The following is a 13,441-nucleotide window of genomic DNA, read 5'->3' as shown; positions in this document are numbered from 1 at the left end:
GGACGCGCCGGATGATGGGATGGCGGACATGGCAGCCGACGCACACGCGCACGCCACCGGGGACTCCACCCGGGACTCCGCCGAGGACTCCACCCGTGAGGCCGTCCGCCGACGGGACCTGGCCGTACGGGCCGCCGTGGAGCAGGGCCTGATCGAGGAGGACTCCCCCCTCCTCTGCCTGCTCGACACGGCCGGCATCCGCGCCTCCGCAGCCGCCCTGACCGGTGCCTTCGCCCGGGCCCTCGCCCCCGGCACCCCCGTCCTGCACGCCTTCGCCGTCAAGGCGGCCCCGCTCGTCCCCGTACTGCGGCTGCTCGCCGACGCCGGACTGGGCTGCGAGGTGGCCAGCCCCGGCGAGCTGGCGCTGGCGCGCGCGGCCGGGGTCGCGCCGGAGCGCATCGTCCTCGACTCCCCCGCGAAAACGGCCGCCGAGCTGCGGGAGGCCCTCGCCCTGGGCGTCGCGGTGAACGCCGACAACCGCCAGGAGCTGGAACGCCTCGACGCCCTCGTCGCCCGGGCGGCCACCACGTCCCCGATCGGCGTACGGATCAACCCGCAGACCGGCGCGGGCAGCATCGACGCCCTCTCCACCGCCACGGCCACCTCGAAGTTCGGCATCGCGCTGCGCGACCCGGGCGCGCGCGAGTGGCTCGTACGGGCGTACCTGGACCGGCCGTGGCTCACCCGGCTGCACACCCACTCGGGCTCCCAGGGAGTTCCGCTCCCGCTGATCGCCGAAGGCGTACGGGAGCTCCACACCCTGGCCGAGGAGATCAACGCGGCGGCCGGGCGGCGACAGGTCGACACCCTGGACATCGGCGGCGGGCTCCCGGTGAACTTCACCTCGGACACCGCCACCCCCACCTACGCGGAGTACGCGAGCACACTGCGCGAGGCCGTCCCCGGGCTCTTCTCGGGGGCGTACGGGCTGGTCACGGAGTTCGGCCGGTCCCTCACGGCCAAACACGGGCTGGTACTGACCCGCGTCGAGTACACGAAGACCACCGGCGGGCGGCCGATCGCGCTCACGCACGCGGGGGTCCAGCTGGCCACCCGTACGGTGTACGCCCCGGCGGCCTGGCCGCTGCGCATCCTCCCCTACTCCGCGAAGGGGGCTCCGCTGACGGGGCCGCCCGTCGCCCAGGACATCGCCGGGCCGGCGTGCTTCGCGGGCGACCTCCTCGCCGCCGCGCGGGAGCTGCCGCCGCTGGCCCCGGGGGACCTGGTCTGCGTGCCCGACACGGGGGCGTACGCCTTCACCGCGCACTACGGCTACAACAGCCTGCCCCGCCCGGCGATCCACGGCTTCGCCGTGACCCCCTCGGGGAAGGTCCGCTTCACCCTGGCCCGCGCGGCACAGCCCCTGTCCGCGATCACCGCGGAAGCGGGCGCGGCCGCCCCGGACGCCCTCCTCTGACCCCCCGCCCGGGGGGCGCCCTGCTCCCGCCGCCGGGACGCGTCCCGGCACTCGACGAGACCTACTCCACGAACAGCCCCCGCGCCGCGGCCCGCGCGTCAAACGCCTCCAGCCGAGCCTGCGCGTCCGGCAACGCGTCCGCCATCGCCTCCAGCAGCACCCGCCCCAGCAGCATCGGCGCGCACGCCGTGTCGAAGGCCAGGCCCGTGCCGACGGGCGCCGGGATCAGCAGGTCGGAGTGGCGGGCCACCGGCGCGAAGGCCGAGTCGGCGACCGTGACCACGGTCAGCCCGGCCCCCCGCGCGTGCTCCAGGGCCTCCGCGACCTCCTTCGGATGGCGGGGCAGCGCGAAGCACAGCAGGGCCGAGGCCCCGGCGCCCGCGGCCGCGTCGATCCGGTCGGCGAGCATCGAGCCGCCCTCGTCGAACAGCCGTACGTCCGGATGGACCTTCGCGGCGAAGTACGCGAACCCCCGCGCCTGCGAGGACGCCGCCCGCAGCCCCAGGACGGGCAGCGGACTCGACCCGGCCAGCAGCCGGCCCGCCTCGCGCACCGGCTCCGGGTCGGCGAGCATCGCGGAGAGCTGCCGCAGGTTCTCGATCTCTCCCTGGACGGCCTGCTGGTACTCGTTGTACGTGTCCTGCTCCCCGCCGCCGGCCCGCTCGGCGGGGGCCACTTCCCGCAGGTGCCGGCGCAGCGCGGGATAGCCGTCGAAGCCCAGCGCCACCGCGAACCGGGTCACCGACGGCTGGCTGACCCCGGCCAGCTCGGCGAGCTCCACGCTCGACAGGAACGGCACCTCGGCCGCCCCGCGCACCATGCAGTGCGCGATGCGCCGCTGCGTGGGCGTCAGCCGGTGCCCCTCGAACAGCTTCTGCAGCCGGGCCGCAGGGCTCTCGCTCATCCCGTTCCCCTCCGTCCCGTCCGCCGGGCGGCCGGGCGGCCGCCGACGGGATATTCAGTCACCGAGCACTTTGCATGCGGCTATGCAGGACGGCAACCCGATCCCGCGATCCGAGACCTCCCGGCACCCCTCCCGGCAACCCTCCGGGCGCCGCCCCGGACCCGGATCAATTCCCTTGACCGACCCGCGTCCGGCCCTTGATCCTCAAGGCCCGGCCGCCCGGATCCACCGGCCAACCCCCCACCGCATTCAAGTGAATTGGCCCCCATGGTGTCTTCGTCCGTCTCCGCCCCGCCCCTGCCCGGAACCCGCCTCTGGACCAAGAACTTCGGTCTGTTCTTCACCGCCCGCATCGTCTCGATGCTGGGCGACACGATGATGCCGGTCGCCCTGGCCGTCGCCGTGCTCTCGCTCGGTTACGGGGTCAGCGGCATCGGGTACGCGCTGGGTGCCTGGATGGGGTCCTTCGCCCTCTTCATCGTCTTCGGCGGGGTGATCGCGGACCGCTTCCACCCCCTCCCGCAGATGATCGGCGCCGACGCGGTCCGCTGCGCGGCGCAGGGCTCCTTCGCCGTCTACCTCTGGCTCGGCCACCCCAGCCTGTGGTTCGTCATCGGCGGATCGGTCCTCGGCGGCATCGCGACCGCGATGTTCCAGCCGGGCACCGCAAGCCTCGTCCCCCAGGTCTCCACCGACCCCACCCAGGCCAACGGGGTGCTGCGGGTGAGCCAGGGGATGGCCACGATGGCCGGGCCGGCGCTCGCCGGCGTCCTCGTCGCCGCCACCTCCACGGCCTGGGTGTTCGTGATCGACGCCGCCACCTTCGCCATCAGCGGGCTCTGCCTGCTCGCGCTGCGGCTCCCCCGCCTCGCACCCGACCGCTCGCAGTCCATGCTCACGAACCTGCGGGAGGGCTGGCAGGAGTTCCGCTCCAGGTCCTGGCTGTGGGCCGTGATCCTCATCTGGTGGGTGCTCGGCGTCTTCGTCTGGGGCCCGCTCACCCCGCTCGGCGCGGCCTCGATCATCGCCGAGCACGGCAAGGCCGCCTTCGGGTACGCGGAGGGCGCCTTCGGGGCCGGCTGCGTCCTCGGCGGCCTCGTCGCGCTCCGGGTCCGCCCGGTCCGTCCGCTGCTCGGCGGCGGCGTCGCGATGTTCCTGTTCCCGATGATGCCGCTGGCGGCGGCCCTGGTCCCGGCCCTGCCGCTGCTCATGCTCGGCTACGCGATCAGCGGCGTGGGCTGGGCCTTCTGGGGCGTCCAGTGGTCCACCACGATGCAGACCCAGATACCCGAGGACCGGCTCAACCGGGTGACCGCGTACGAGGTGGGCGGTTCGATCCTCGCCATCCCCCTCGGCCAGGCCCTCTCGGGCCCGGCGAGCGGCCTCTTCGGCATCCGCCCGCTGCTGCTGGCCGGCGCCGCGATCAGCCTCGGCTGCGCCCTCGCCCTCCTCCTCGTCCGCCCCGTCCGGGGGCTCGTGCGACGCGATAGGGGGGTTAGCCCCAGTGCCGGCGAGAACGGCGGATCCTAGGGTGGCGGGATGGAGTCCCAAGAGCTGAAGAAGGAACTCTCCGCCACGCTCGACGCCCGTCGGGAGCTGGGGGCGGAGTACGAGGCCGAGCTGGTCGACTCGTTCGTGGAGAAGGTGGACACACAGGTCCGCCGGCGCCTCGCGGAGGAGCGGCTCGCCGCGGCCCGCGGCACCCGGCCCGGTGCGGCGGACTCCCCGGACGGCAACTTCGGCGAGCGCTTCGGCTTCGCGATCATCACCCTGGTGCTGGCGATCCCGCTCTCGGCGATCGGCGCCGCCCAGGCACATCTCAGCGGCCTGGTCGTGGTCTGGCTCGGCATCCTGGGCGTCAACTACGCCCACGCGGCGAAGTTCTCCCGCCACCTCCACCGGGGCGGGCGCGGTACCGATCAGCTGAACTGACGGCCGGGCGGCAGGGTGGTGACGGGCGGCCCGCGCACAGGTTTATGCGCGGGGACCGCCGCACCCCGGTTTCCCGGGGGCGGGACGACGGCGGTCCCCGCGCAGGACACGGGCCGGGTCAGGGCCGTCCGCGCGTCCGTGGCGTCCAACGCGGTCCGGGAGCCGCTCCGGAAGTGCGCCGACGCCGTTCGTGGTGCCGGCCGGGTCCCGGTTTCCCGGGCTTCCCTGCCGACAACCACCACTGTGCCGGAGCCGTGTTAAGCCGGTGCTGCCGTCACGTGTCGGGCCCGTACCGTTTGCGCGTCGCCCGCGCGCGGCCCCGTACGCGCACGCGTCCACGCACGCGTGTGCGGGCCCGCACACGGATTCGTACACGGGCCCGCACACCGATTCGTACGGGCTACTTCGCGCCCTTGGCCAGGAACGCCAGCAGGTCCTGACGGCTCACCACACCGGTCGGCTTGCCCTCGACCAGCACGATCGCCGCGTCGGCCTCGCCGAGCACCGCCATCAGCTCGGCGACCGGCTCGCCCGAGCCGACCTGCGGCAGCGGCGAGCTCATGTGCTTCTCCAGCGGGTCGCCCAGCGAGGCGCCGCCCGCGAACAGCGCCGCCAGCAGCTCCTTCTCGACCACGGAGCCGATGACCTCGGCCGCCATCACGTCGGGGTGGCCGGCGCCCGGCTTGACGATCGGCATCTGCGAGACGCCGTACTCGCGCAGCACCTCGATGGCCTCGCCGACGGTCTCCTCGGGGTGCATGTGGACCAGCGAGGGGATGCCGCCCGACTTGTCCGCGAGCACGTCCCGGATGCGGGCGGAGGGGCCCGCATCCTCCAGGAAGCCGTGTCCGGCCATCCACTCGTCGTTGAAGATCTTGCTGATGTAGCCGCGCCCGCTGTCCGGGAGCAGGACGACGACCACGTCGTCCGGGCCGAGGCCCTCGGCCGCCCGCAGCGCGGCGACGACCGCCATGCCGCAGGAGCCGCCGACGAGCAGGCCCTCCTCCTTCGCGAGGCGGCGGGTCATCTGGAAGGAGTCCTTGTCGGACACCGCGATGATCTCGTCGGTCACGTTCGGGTCGTAGGCCGTGGGCCAGAAGTCCTCGCCGACGCCCTCGACGAGGTACGGGCGGCCCGAGCCGCCGGAGTAGACCGAGCCCTCGGGGTCCGCGCCGATGACCTTCACGCGGCCGTCGGAGGCCTCCTTGAGGTACCGGCCGGTGCCCGAGATCGTGCCGCCCGTGCCGACGCCGGCGACGAAGTGGGTGATCTTCCCGGCGGTCTGCTCCCAGAGCTCGGGACCGGTGGTCTCGTAGTGCGAGCGCGAGTTGTTCGGGTTGCTGTACTGGTCGGGCTTCCAGGCGCCCGGGGTCTCGCGCACGAGGCGGTCGGACACGTTGTAGTACGAGTCCGGGTGCTCGGGGTCGACGGCGGTCGGGCAGACCACGACCTCGGCGCCGTAGGCGCGCATCACGTTGATCTTGTCAGCCGAGACCTTGTCGGGGCAGACGAAGATGCACTTGTAACCCTTCTGCTGGGCCACGATGGCGAGTCCTACACCCGTGTTGCCGCTCGTGGGCTCCACGATGGTGCCGCCGGGCTTGAGTGCTCCGCTCTGTTCGGCGGCCTCGATCATCCTCACGGCGATCCGGTCCTTCACGGATCCGCCGGGATTGAAGTACTCGACCTTGGCCAGGACGGTGGCCTGGAGGCCTTCGGTCACACGGTTGAGCTTCACCAGCGGGGTGTTGCCGACGAGGCTGATCATCGAGTCGTGGAATTGCACCATGTTCTCCAAGGAGGGGACTCCACGGGTTCTCCGGGAGGCACCGCCAGACTATGCGGAAAGGGATTGGCCGACCGTCCGTACGGGGCAGGAAGGTCAACAGGACGGCGGGGTCGAGCAGGCACGGCGCAGGGATCCGGCCAAGGGACCGAGAAGGTGGCTTGAAGGGTGTCCAGGGCGAGGACGGCCCGCCGCATCGCGGCGGGGGCGGCGTACGGCGGTGGCGGGCTCGGGCTCGTCGGGGCCGCCGCGGTCGGGCTGGTGGTCGCGGAGATGCAGTTCGCGAAGCGGACGGTCGGCACCGGCCTCCCGGATCCGCCGCGCGCGGACGGGCTGTACGGGAGCGAGTTCGGCGGCCCCGAGCTGAGTCCGGGCCCGCTGCGGTTCGGCGTGCTGGGCGATTCCACGGCCGCCGGGCTGGGGGTGCGGCGGGCCCGGCAGACTCCGGGCGCCCTGCTGGCCTCGGGGCTCGCGGCGGTGGCCGAGCGGCCGGTCGAGCTGCGCAACGTAGCCCTTTCGGGTGCGATGTCGGACGACCTCGACCGCCAGACGGGGCTGCTGCTGGACGGGGACGCCCCGCCCCCCGACGTGTGCGTGATCATGATCGGCGCCAATGACGTGACCCGCCGGATGCCGCCCACCCAGTCGGTGCGGCTGCTGACCGCGGCCGTACGCCGGCTGCGGCTCGCGGGCTCCGAGGTGGTGGTCGGCACCTGCCCGGACCTCGGCACCATCGAGCCCGTGTACCAGCCGCTGCGGTGGCTGGCCCGCCGGGTCTCGCGCCAGCTGGCGGCCGCCCAGACGATCGGGGTGCTCGCGCTGGGCGCCCGTACCGTCTCGATCGGCGACCTGATGGGCACGGAGTTCGCGGCGAACCCCCGCGAGATGTTCGGCCCGGACTCCTACCACCCGTCGGCGGAGGGGTACGCGACCGCCGCGATGGCCATACTGCCCACCCTGTGCGCGGCCCTGGGCGTCTGGCCCGAGTCGGACCGGCTGGACGTGTCACGCAACGAGGACATGCTCCCGCTGGCCAAGGCCGCCTCGGCGGCGGCGGGACAGGCCGGCACGGAGGTGACCGGGGCCCGTGGCGCCTGGGCCCTGCTCAAGTACCGGCGCAGGCGCCGGGTGCCGGGCGAGGACCTCACGCATCAGTCGGGGCAGACCGGACGGACGGAGCAGACCGCGGGCGCCGCCCCGGACGGCGGGCCGGCCGCCCCGGAGGACGGTGCGGCGGATGCGCCCAGAGCGACCGGAGTCACATCGCAAGGGCAGTGACCTCGACGGTACGGGGCGGTAACTTCGCATGCGGTCCCGGTACGACACCACTTCCCTTGGAGCCCCGATGCCCGAAGCCGTCATCGTTTCCACCGCCCGTTCGCCGATCGGGCGCGCCTTCAAGGGATCCCTCAAGGACGTCCGCCCGGACGACCTGACCGCCACGGTCATCCAGGCCGCCCTCGCCAAGGTCCCCGGGCTGGACCCGCGCGAGATCGACGACCTGATGCTGGGCTGCGGCCTCCCGGGCGGCGAGCAGGGCCACAACCTCGGCCGGATCGTCGCGGTGCAGATGGGCATGGACCACCTGCCCGCGACCACGATCACCCGCTACTGCGCCTCCTCGCTGCAGACCTCGCGGATGGCGCTGCACGCCATCAAGGCGGGCGAGGGCGACGTCTTCATCTCCGCGGGCGTCGAGATGGTCTCCCGGTCCGTGAACGGCTCCTCCGACGGCATCCCGGGCACCCACAACCCGCTCTTCGCCGAGTCCGAGGCCCGTACCAAGGAGGTCGCCGAGTCCACCGGGTCCTCCTGGCACGACCCGCGCGAGGACGGCCGCACCCCCGACGCGTACATCGGCATGGGGCAGACCGCGGAGAACCTGGCCCGCCTCAAGGGCGTGACCCGCGCCGACATGGACGAGTTCGGCGTGCGCTCGCAGAACCTGGCCGAGGAAGCCATCAAGAACGGCTTCTGGGCCCGCGAGATCACCCCGGTCACCACCCCGGACGGCACGGTCGTCTCGCAGGACGACGGCCCGCGCGCCGGGGTCACCCTGGAGGCCGTCCAGGGCCTCAAGCCCGTCTTCCGCCCCGACGGCCTGATCACGGCCGGCAACTGCTGCCCGCTGAACGACGGCGCCGCGGCGCTGGTCGTCATGAGCGACACCAAGGCGCGCGAGCTGGGCCTGACCCCGCTGGCCCGGATCGTCTCCACCGGCGTCACCGGCCTCTCCCCCGAGATCATGGGCCTGGGCCCGGTCGAGGCCTCCAAGCAGGCGCTGAAGCGGGCGGGCCTGACCGTCGGCGACATCGACCTGTTCGAGATCAACGAGGCCTTCGCGGCCCAGGTGATCCCCTCGTACCGGGACCTCGAGATCCCGCTGGAGAAGCTGAACGTCAACGGCGGGGCCATCGCCATCGGTCACCCCTTCGGGATGACCGGCGCGCGCATCACCGGCACGCTGATCAACAGCCTGCAGTTCCACGACAAGCAGTTCGGCCTCGAAACCATGTGCGTGGGCGGCGGTCAGGGCATGGCCATGGTCATCGAGCGGCTGAGCTGAGCCGCAGCGGAGGGTAGGGGTCGTCCTGAGGCACGAAGGACGGCACCTGCCCGCAGCGGAGGCGAAGCTCAGCGCGACCATGAGATCGAGCGGCTGAGCTGAGCCGCAGCGGAGGGTAGGGGTCGTCCTGAGGCACGAAGGACGGCACCTGCCCGCAGCGGAGGCGAAGCTCAGCGCGACCATGAGATCGAGCGGCTGAGCTAGGTCCGGCAGGAACCAGGCCGTCGGGATCAAGAGCCGAGGCCAGACGCCGTAAGGGATCCACCTTGATCCCCTGCGTCGTACTGACGCCGAACCTAATCCTGTCGCGGCCATTCTGTGACCAAATGTCCCCCAGGATGTGACATACGTCCTGGGGGTTCGGCATTTCCGCAGGTCAGAGCAGATTTGGGCGGCGGCGCCGGGACGAAAGACCTGTCCAATTCATGACGTAATGCACTGCAAGCCATTCCCAGGACAGGACAAGCTGATGTAGGAAGTCGGGGGATCGAAAACAATCAGGAGTTAGACAGTGAGCGCCATGCCTCTTGCCCTACTGCTGACCACGGCCGCTGCCACGGCCTTGGGCGCTGCCGCGCTGCACGCCGTCCACGGCCTGCGCAAGCAGGTCGCGGCCCTGCGCGGTGAGCTGGCGGTGTCGCACCCCCGTGGTGCCACCGTCCCGCACGCCCGCGCCGCCGTGGAGTCCCCCGCCGCCGAGATACGAGCCGCCGTCGCCGAGGCCCTGGCCGAGGAGCGCGAGCGCGAGCTCGCCGAGGCGCGTGCCTTCTGGGCCGCTCAGGAGGCGCGTGACGCCGCCGACGCCCCCTCGCTGCTGGGCGGCCTGTCCGGCCTCGGCGAGGAGAGCCCCGTCTTCCTGCCCCGGCAGGCGGACATGGTCGGCCTGGAGCCGTTCCTGGGCGACGACGCCGAGGACTACCAGGGCTACCCGGAGGACTCGGCCGAGCTGGCCGCCGCCCGCCGGCGCCACCCCTCGCACCCGGACTTCGTCCCCGTGCAGGCCTCGCACCCCGGCGCCGACCACGAGCGCACGGTCAACCGCCTGGAGGAGCTCGCGGAGGCCCGTACGGCCCTCGCGGACGTCCGCCCCGGCCCGCTGGGCACCCTGGACGTGTACGTCTTCACCGACGGCACCACGCTCTGCATGACCCCGGGCCACCGGGAGACCGCCGAGCGGCTCGCCGACGCCCTGCGCTCGGGCAGCGCACCGGTCCTGCTGGGCGGCTCGGGCATCTCCGGCGCCTACGCCCTGACCTTCTCCTGCGGTGACTCCGAGGACCCGGACAGCAACGTCTACATCCTCGCCGACCGCGTCATCGCGTCGCTCTGAGGCACGGCAGCGCCCTGAGTCACCGCAGCGCACCGGCTTCCGCCTGATCGACCAGCCGAACGGCCTCGTCCAGCATCTCGGACGGGGCCTTCACCACGTCCCGGCCCGATGCGCCCGATGCGCCCGATGGTCCCGGTGCGTCCGTCGCTCCCGGGGAACCCCCGGAGCCGGCCGCAGCGGCGTACAGGGCCTCCGCGAGGTCCAGCCCGGCCACGGCGAGCTGGTCGCCCACCACGAAGATGCCGGCGTCGGGCATCGTCCGCGCCGGAGCCGCCCCCGCGGCCTCCCCGGCGTCCCCGGCGTCCCCGCCGCCCGCGGCGGCCGCCTCCAGCCGCTGCGCGCGCAGCGAGAGCTCCCGGGCCAGGTCCAGCGCCACCTCGGCGGCGCCCTGCTGGAGGCGACTCTGCGGTGCCGCCCGCAGCCGGTCGGCGAAACGTTCCACGGCAGCGGTCAAGGGTGAGGTATCGAGCACCCGGCCGACCTTACGCGCCGCCCCGGCGCCATTGCCAACGGCCGAACTCTCCGGCACGGTGGCGTGAAGAGAGCAGTACGGCGATACCTCCGGAGGCGCCCATGTCCGTCGAGTTCTCCGAGCAGACCCACCGCAACATGATCGACAGAATCCCCCGGGCCACCGGTCGTGAACTCTCCGACTGGCTCCGGACCGAGGACGACGGTCCCTCCCTCGTCCGGTTCGAAGAGAAGGTCAGCTGGCTCCTCGGCGCGCACGAGCTGTCGTACGGCCAGGCCAAGGCGATCATCCACGAGTACGACCTGCGCAGGGCCGCCCGCAAGTTCGGCTGAGCCGGCCCCTGCCCCAGTCCGAAGCCCAGCCCCCGACTTCCCGTCCGCCCCCGATCACCCGATCCGCTGACCCCCGACATGCGGGAAGGCCCCGCGAGCACGTGCTCGCGGGGCCTTCCTCGGCTCTGCCGGTACCGCCAGGGGTGCTGGGTACTAGTCGCCCTTGAGGATGGAGATCAGGCGCAGCATCTCCATGTAGATCCACACCAGGGTCATGGTGAGGCCGAAGGCCGCCAGCCAGGACTCCTCGCGGGGGGCGCCGTAGGCCACGCCGTCCTCGACCATCTTGAAGTCCATGGCGAGGAAGGCGGCACCGATGAGGATGCCGATGACGCCGAACAGGATGCCCAGGGGGCCGCTGCGGAAGCCGAGGCCGTCGCCGCCCGCGAAGACGGAGAACAGCATGTTGACGACCATCAGGAGCATGAAGCCCACGGCGGCGGCCATCACGAAGCCGACGAAGCGCCGGTTCACCCTGATCCAGCGCATCTTGTACGCGAACAGCACGCCGGCGAAGACGCACATCGTGCCCATGACGGCCTGGACGACCGTGCCCGGGCCGGTGTAGGTGCTGACGGCCGAGCTGATGACACCGAGGAAGACGCCCTCGAAGGCGGCGTACGCCAGGATCAGCGCCGGGACCGGCTTGGCCTTGAACGACTGGATCATCGCGAAGACGAACGCGATGAGTGCGGCGCCGATGGCGATGCCGTACGACTTGTTGATGTTGGCCGAGTCGACCGGAAGAACGATCCAGGAGATCGCCGCCGTCAGGATGACCGTGCCGAGCGTCAGAGCCGTACGGCTCACGACGTCGTCGATGGTCATCGCGTTGCCGCGGACCGGCGCCTGCGGCATACCCGTGGCCGGGTCGGTCGCGTAGGGGTTGGTCGCGTACGGGTTGGTGGCGGTCCCGGCCTGGGCCTGGGGCTGCTGCGTGCCGAGGCCCGCATAAGCACCGTTGTCGCGGCTGAACCCCCGTCGCGAGAAGACCGGGTTGCTGCTCCTCATCTCACTCCTCCATGGCCACCGTGCGCGGCCTTGGAATCAAGAGTAATGCGAACGCAAAGAAATCGCCCTACTGCTGGAGGAGGATCTTTCCCCGCCGGTACGGGTCCGCTCCGCGTGACGGGCGGGGGTACCCGTGGCGCCCCCGCCGTCCGCGCGTTCCGGCCTGAATCGGAACGTCCTCAACATCATCGTGCCCGAAGCCGGACTTGAACCGGCACGACCCGAGGGTCAGCGAGGTTTAAGCTCGCCGTGTCTGCATTCCACCATCCGGGCAGGGCGTAGCGGCCCCGTAGGAAAAGCCTTGAACGCTGCGCCGAGCCTATCCGGAACACTTGCGCCCCCACCTGGGCATCTCGCCGATGTTGTCTGATTTTATTGGTGATTGATGGTCCGTCAGGGGACAGAAGGCGCGGTCGGCACGTTCCGGGCGTCGATCATGGCCGCCACGGGATTGACGGGATTTCGATGGCCCGCGCCACCCCGCACGCCACCCCGTCCGCCACCCCCTCGGGCCGGCTCCGCTTCCGGCCCCTTCCCGGTCCGTTTCCACCCCCGGCCCCGGCTCCGTTCCCACCCCCGGTACGGCCTCCGTTTCCGCCCCCGGCCCCCGCTCCGGCCCCGCCGCCGCCCGGCTCCTGTTTCCCGGTGCCGGCTCCGCCGCACCGGCGGTCTCCCCGCGCCTCCAGCGGGCCGCTGTCATACCAAAGGAGGAGGCGCGACCCTTCGTGGTCAGTCTCCAGGGGACCGGAGAAGGGGCATCACGGCTGATCCGGAGCGGGGGTGGGCGCCACGAGGATGGAGGAGTCCCGCCAACCGCGGACCGTGAGCCCGGTCCGCCCCCCGAGGAGTCGCCCCCGTGACCACCATGAACTACGCCCCGCACACCGCCCAGGCCGTCGCCGCGCGCGCCACCGGCCTCTCCAAGGTGTACGGCCAGGGCGAGACCCAGGTGGTCGCCCTGGACAACGTCTCCGTGGACTTCGCGCAGGGCCAGTTCACCGCGATCATGGGCCCCTCCGGCTCCGGCAAGTCCACGCTGATGCACTGCGTCGCCGGCCTGGACACCTTCTCCGCCGGGTCCGTCCGCATCGGCGAGACCGAGCTGTCCACCCTGAAGGACAAGCAGCTGACGCAGCTGCGCCGGGACAAGATCGGCTTCATCTTCCAGGCCTTCAACCTGCTGCCGACCCTGACGGCCCTGGAGAACATCACGCTCCCCATGGACATCGCCGGCCGCAAGCCCGACAAGCAGTGGCTGGACTCGGTGATCAGCATGGTCGGCCTCTCCGACCGCCTCTCCCACCGCCCCACCCAGCTCTCCGGCGGCCAGCAGCAGCGCGTGGCCGTGGCCCGCGCCCTGGCCTCCCGCCCCGAGATCATCTTCGGTGACGAGCCCACCGGAAACCTCGACTCGCGCTCCGGCGCCGAGGTCCTCGGCTTCCTGCGCAACTCGGTGCGCGAGCTCGGCCAGACCGTCGTCATGGTCACCCACGACCCGGTCGCCGCCTCCTACGCGGACCGCGTCATCTTCCTCGCCGACGGCCGCATCGTCGACGAGATGATCCAGCCCACCGCGGACGGCGTGCTCGACCGCATGAAGGCCTTCGACGCCAAGGGCCGCACCAGCTGAGGGACGCGCACCCCCTCGTAGCCGTCCGCCCCCGCTGACCCCTTACACCTGGACTCCTCCA

The 13,441-nt window shown here is 72.2% G+C and carries 12 protein-coding genes and 1 tRNA gene; 8 read left to right on the top strand and 5 right to left on the bottom strand.

Annotated elements, in window-relative coordinates; translation table 11 throughout:
* Nucleotides 1-28 precede the first annotated feature (28 nt).
* Nucleotides 29-1,417: a diaminopimelate decarboxylase gene (locus tag ACIQV3_RS33255; RefSeq protein WP_403718942.1), complete on the top strand. Its 1,389-nt coding sequence runs from the start codon at nucleotides 29-31 to the stop codon at nucleotides 1,415-1,417.
* Nucleotides 1,418-1,478: 61 nt separating this feature from the next.
* Here ACIQV3_RS33255 and ACIQV3_RS33250 read toward each other — a convergent pair whose 3' ends face one another.
* Nucleotides 1,479-2,321: a MurR/RpiR family transcriptional regulator gene (locus tag ACIQV3_RS33250; protein WP_403718941.1), complete on the bottom strand. Its 843-nt coding sequence runs from the start codon at nucleotides 2,319-2,321 to the stop codon at nucleotides 1,479-1,481.
* A 267-nt stretch (nucleotides 2,322-2,588) separates the two neighbouring features.
* Here ACIQV3_RS33250 and ACIQV3_RS33245 point away from each other — a divergent pair, with 267 nt between their 5' ends.
* Both ACIQV3_RS33245 and ACIQV3_RS33240 read left to right on the top strand, forming a co-directional pair.
* The gene (locus ACIQV3_RS33245) at nucleotides 2,589-3,851 is read left to right on the top strand and encodes an MFS transporter (RefSeq protein WP_403718940.1); all 1,263 of its coding nucleotides are present in this window, start codon (nucleotides 2,589-2,591) and stop codon (nucleotides 3,849-3,851) included.
* 9 nt (nucleotides 3,852-3,860) lie between these two features.
* Nucleotides 3,861-4,253, top strand: coding sequence for a hypothetical protein (locus tag ACIQV3_RS33240; protein ID WP_403718938.1), 393 nt, complete (start codon nucleotides 3,861-3,863; stop codon nucleotides 4,251-4,253).
* Between the two features lie 400 nt (nucleotides 4,254-4,653).
* Here ACIQV3_RS33240 and ACIQV3_RS33235 read toward each other — a convergent pair whose 3' ends face one another.
* Complete coding sequence (locus ACIQV3_RS33235) at nucleotides 4,654-6,039, bottom strand: cystathionine beta-synthase (RefSeq protein ID WP_403719073.1); 1,386 nt, start codon at nucleotides 6,037-6,039, stop codon at nucleotides 4,654-4,656.
* Nucleotides 6,040-6,207: 168 nt separating this feature from the next.
* Here ACIQV3_RS33235 and ACIQV3_RS33230 point away from each other — a divergent pair, with 168 nt between their 5' ends.
* The 3 genes from ACIQV3_RS33230 (at nucleotide 6,208) to ACIQV3_RS33220 (ending at nucleotide 9,935) form a co-directional block, all read left to right on the top strand.
* Entirely contained in the window at nucleotides 6,208-7,317 is a 1,110-nt protein-coding gene (locus tag ACIQV3_RS33230; RefSeq protein ID WP_403718936.1) for an SGNH/GDSL hydrolase family protein, read from the top strand.
* A 67-nt stretch (nucleotides 7,318-7,384) separates the two neighbouring features.
* Nucleotides 7,385-8,605: an acetyl-CoA C-acetyltransferase gene (locus tag ACIQV3_RS33225; RefSeq protein WP_403718934.1), complete on the top strand. Its 1,221-nt coding sequence runs from the start codon at nucleotides 7,385-7,387 to the stop codon at nucleotides 8,603-8,605.
* A 520-nt stretch (nucleotides 8,606-9,125) separates the two neighbouring features.
* Nucleotides 9,126-9,935 (top strand): hypothetical protein, encoded by an 810-nt coding sequence (locus ACIQV3_RS33220; protein ID WP_403718932.1) that lies wholly within the window; start codon nucleotides 9,126-9,128, stop codon nucleotides 9,933-9,935.
* Between the two features lie 19 nt (nucleotides 9,936-9,954).
* On the opposite strand, the gene ACIQV3_RS33215 is transcribed toward ACIQV3_RS33220, so the two are convergent.
* Complete coding sequence (locus ACIQV3_RS33215; RefSeq protein WP_403718929.1) at nucleotides 9,955-10,407, bottom strand: hypothetical protein; 453 nt, start codon at nucleotides 10,405-10,407, stop codon at nucleotides 9,955-9,957.
* 101 nt (nucleotides 10,408-10,508) lie between these two features.
* Here ACIQV3_RS33215 and ACIQV3_RS33210 point away from each other — a divergent pair, with 101 nt between their 5' ends.
* Complete coding sequence (locus ACIQV3_RS33210) at nucleotides 10,509-10,739, top strand: DUF4287 domain-containing protein (RefSeq protein ID WP_403718925.1); 231 nt, start codon at nucleotides 10,509-10,511, stop codon at nucleotides 10,737-10,739.
* Nucleotides 10,740-10,892: 153 nt separating this feature from the next.
* On the opposite strand, the gene ACIQV3_RS33205 is transcribed toward ACIQV3_RS33210, so the two are convergent.
* Entirely contained in the window at nucleotides 10,893-11,750 is an 858-nt protein-coding gene (locus ACIQV3_RS33205) for a Bax inhibitor-1/YccA family protein (protein ID WP_403718922.1), read from the bottom strand.
* Between the two features lie 191 nt (nucleotides 11,751-11,941).
* Nucleotides 11,942-12,023, bottom strand: a tRNA-Leu gene (locus ACIQV3_RS33200).
* 592 nt (nucleotides 12,024-12,615) lie between these two features.
* Between ACIQV3_RS33200 and ACIQV3_RS33195 the strand changes: the two genes are divergently transcribed.
* Nucleotides 12,616-13,380, top strand: coding sequence for an ABC transporter ATP-binding protein (locus ACIQV3_RS33195; protein WP_403719071.1), 765 nt, complete (start codon nucleotides 12,616-12,618; stop codon nucleotides 13,378-13,380).
* The last annotated feature ends 61 nt before the right edge of the window (nucleotides 13,381-13,441 follow it).

Origin of the sequence: Streptomyces sp. NPDC099050, from assembly GCF_044759865.1 — a bacterium.
Lineage (GTDB): Bacteria > Actinomycetota > Actinomycetes > Streptomycetales > Streptomycetaceae > Streptomyces.
Note: the sequence above shows the minus strand (reverse complement) of the source record. Positions and strands in the feature narration are given on the sequence as shown.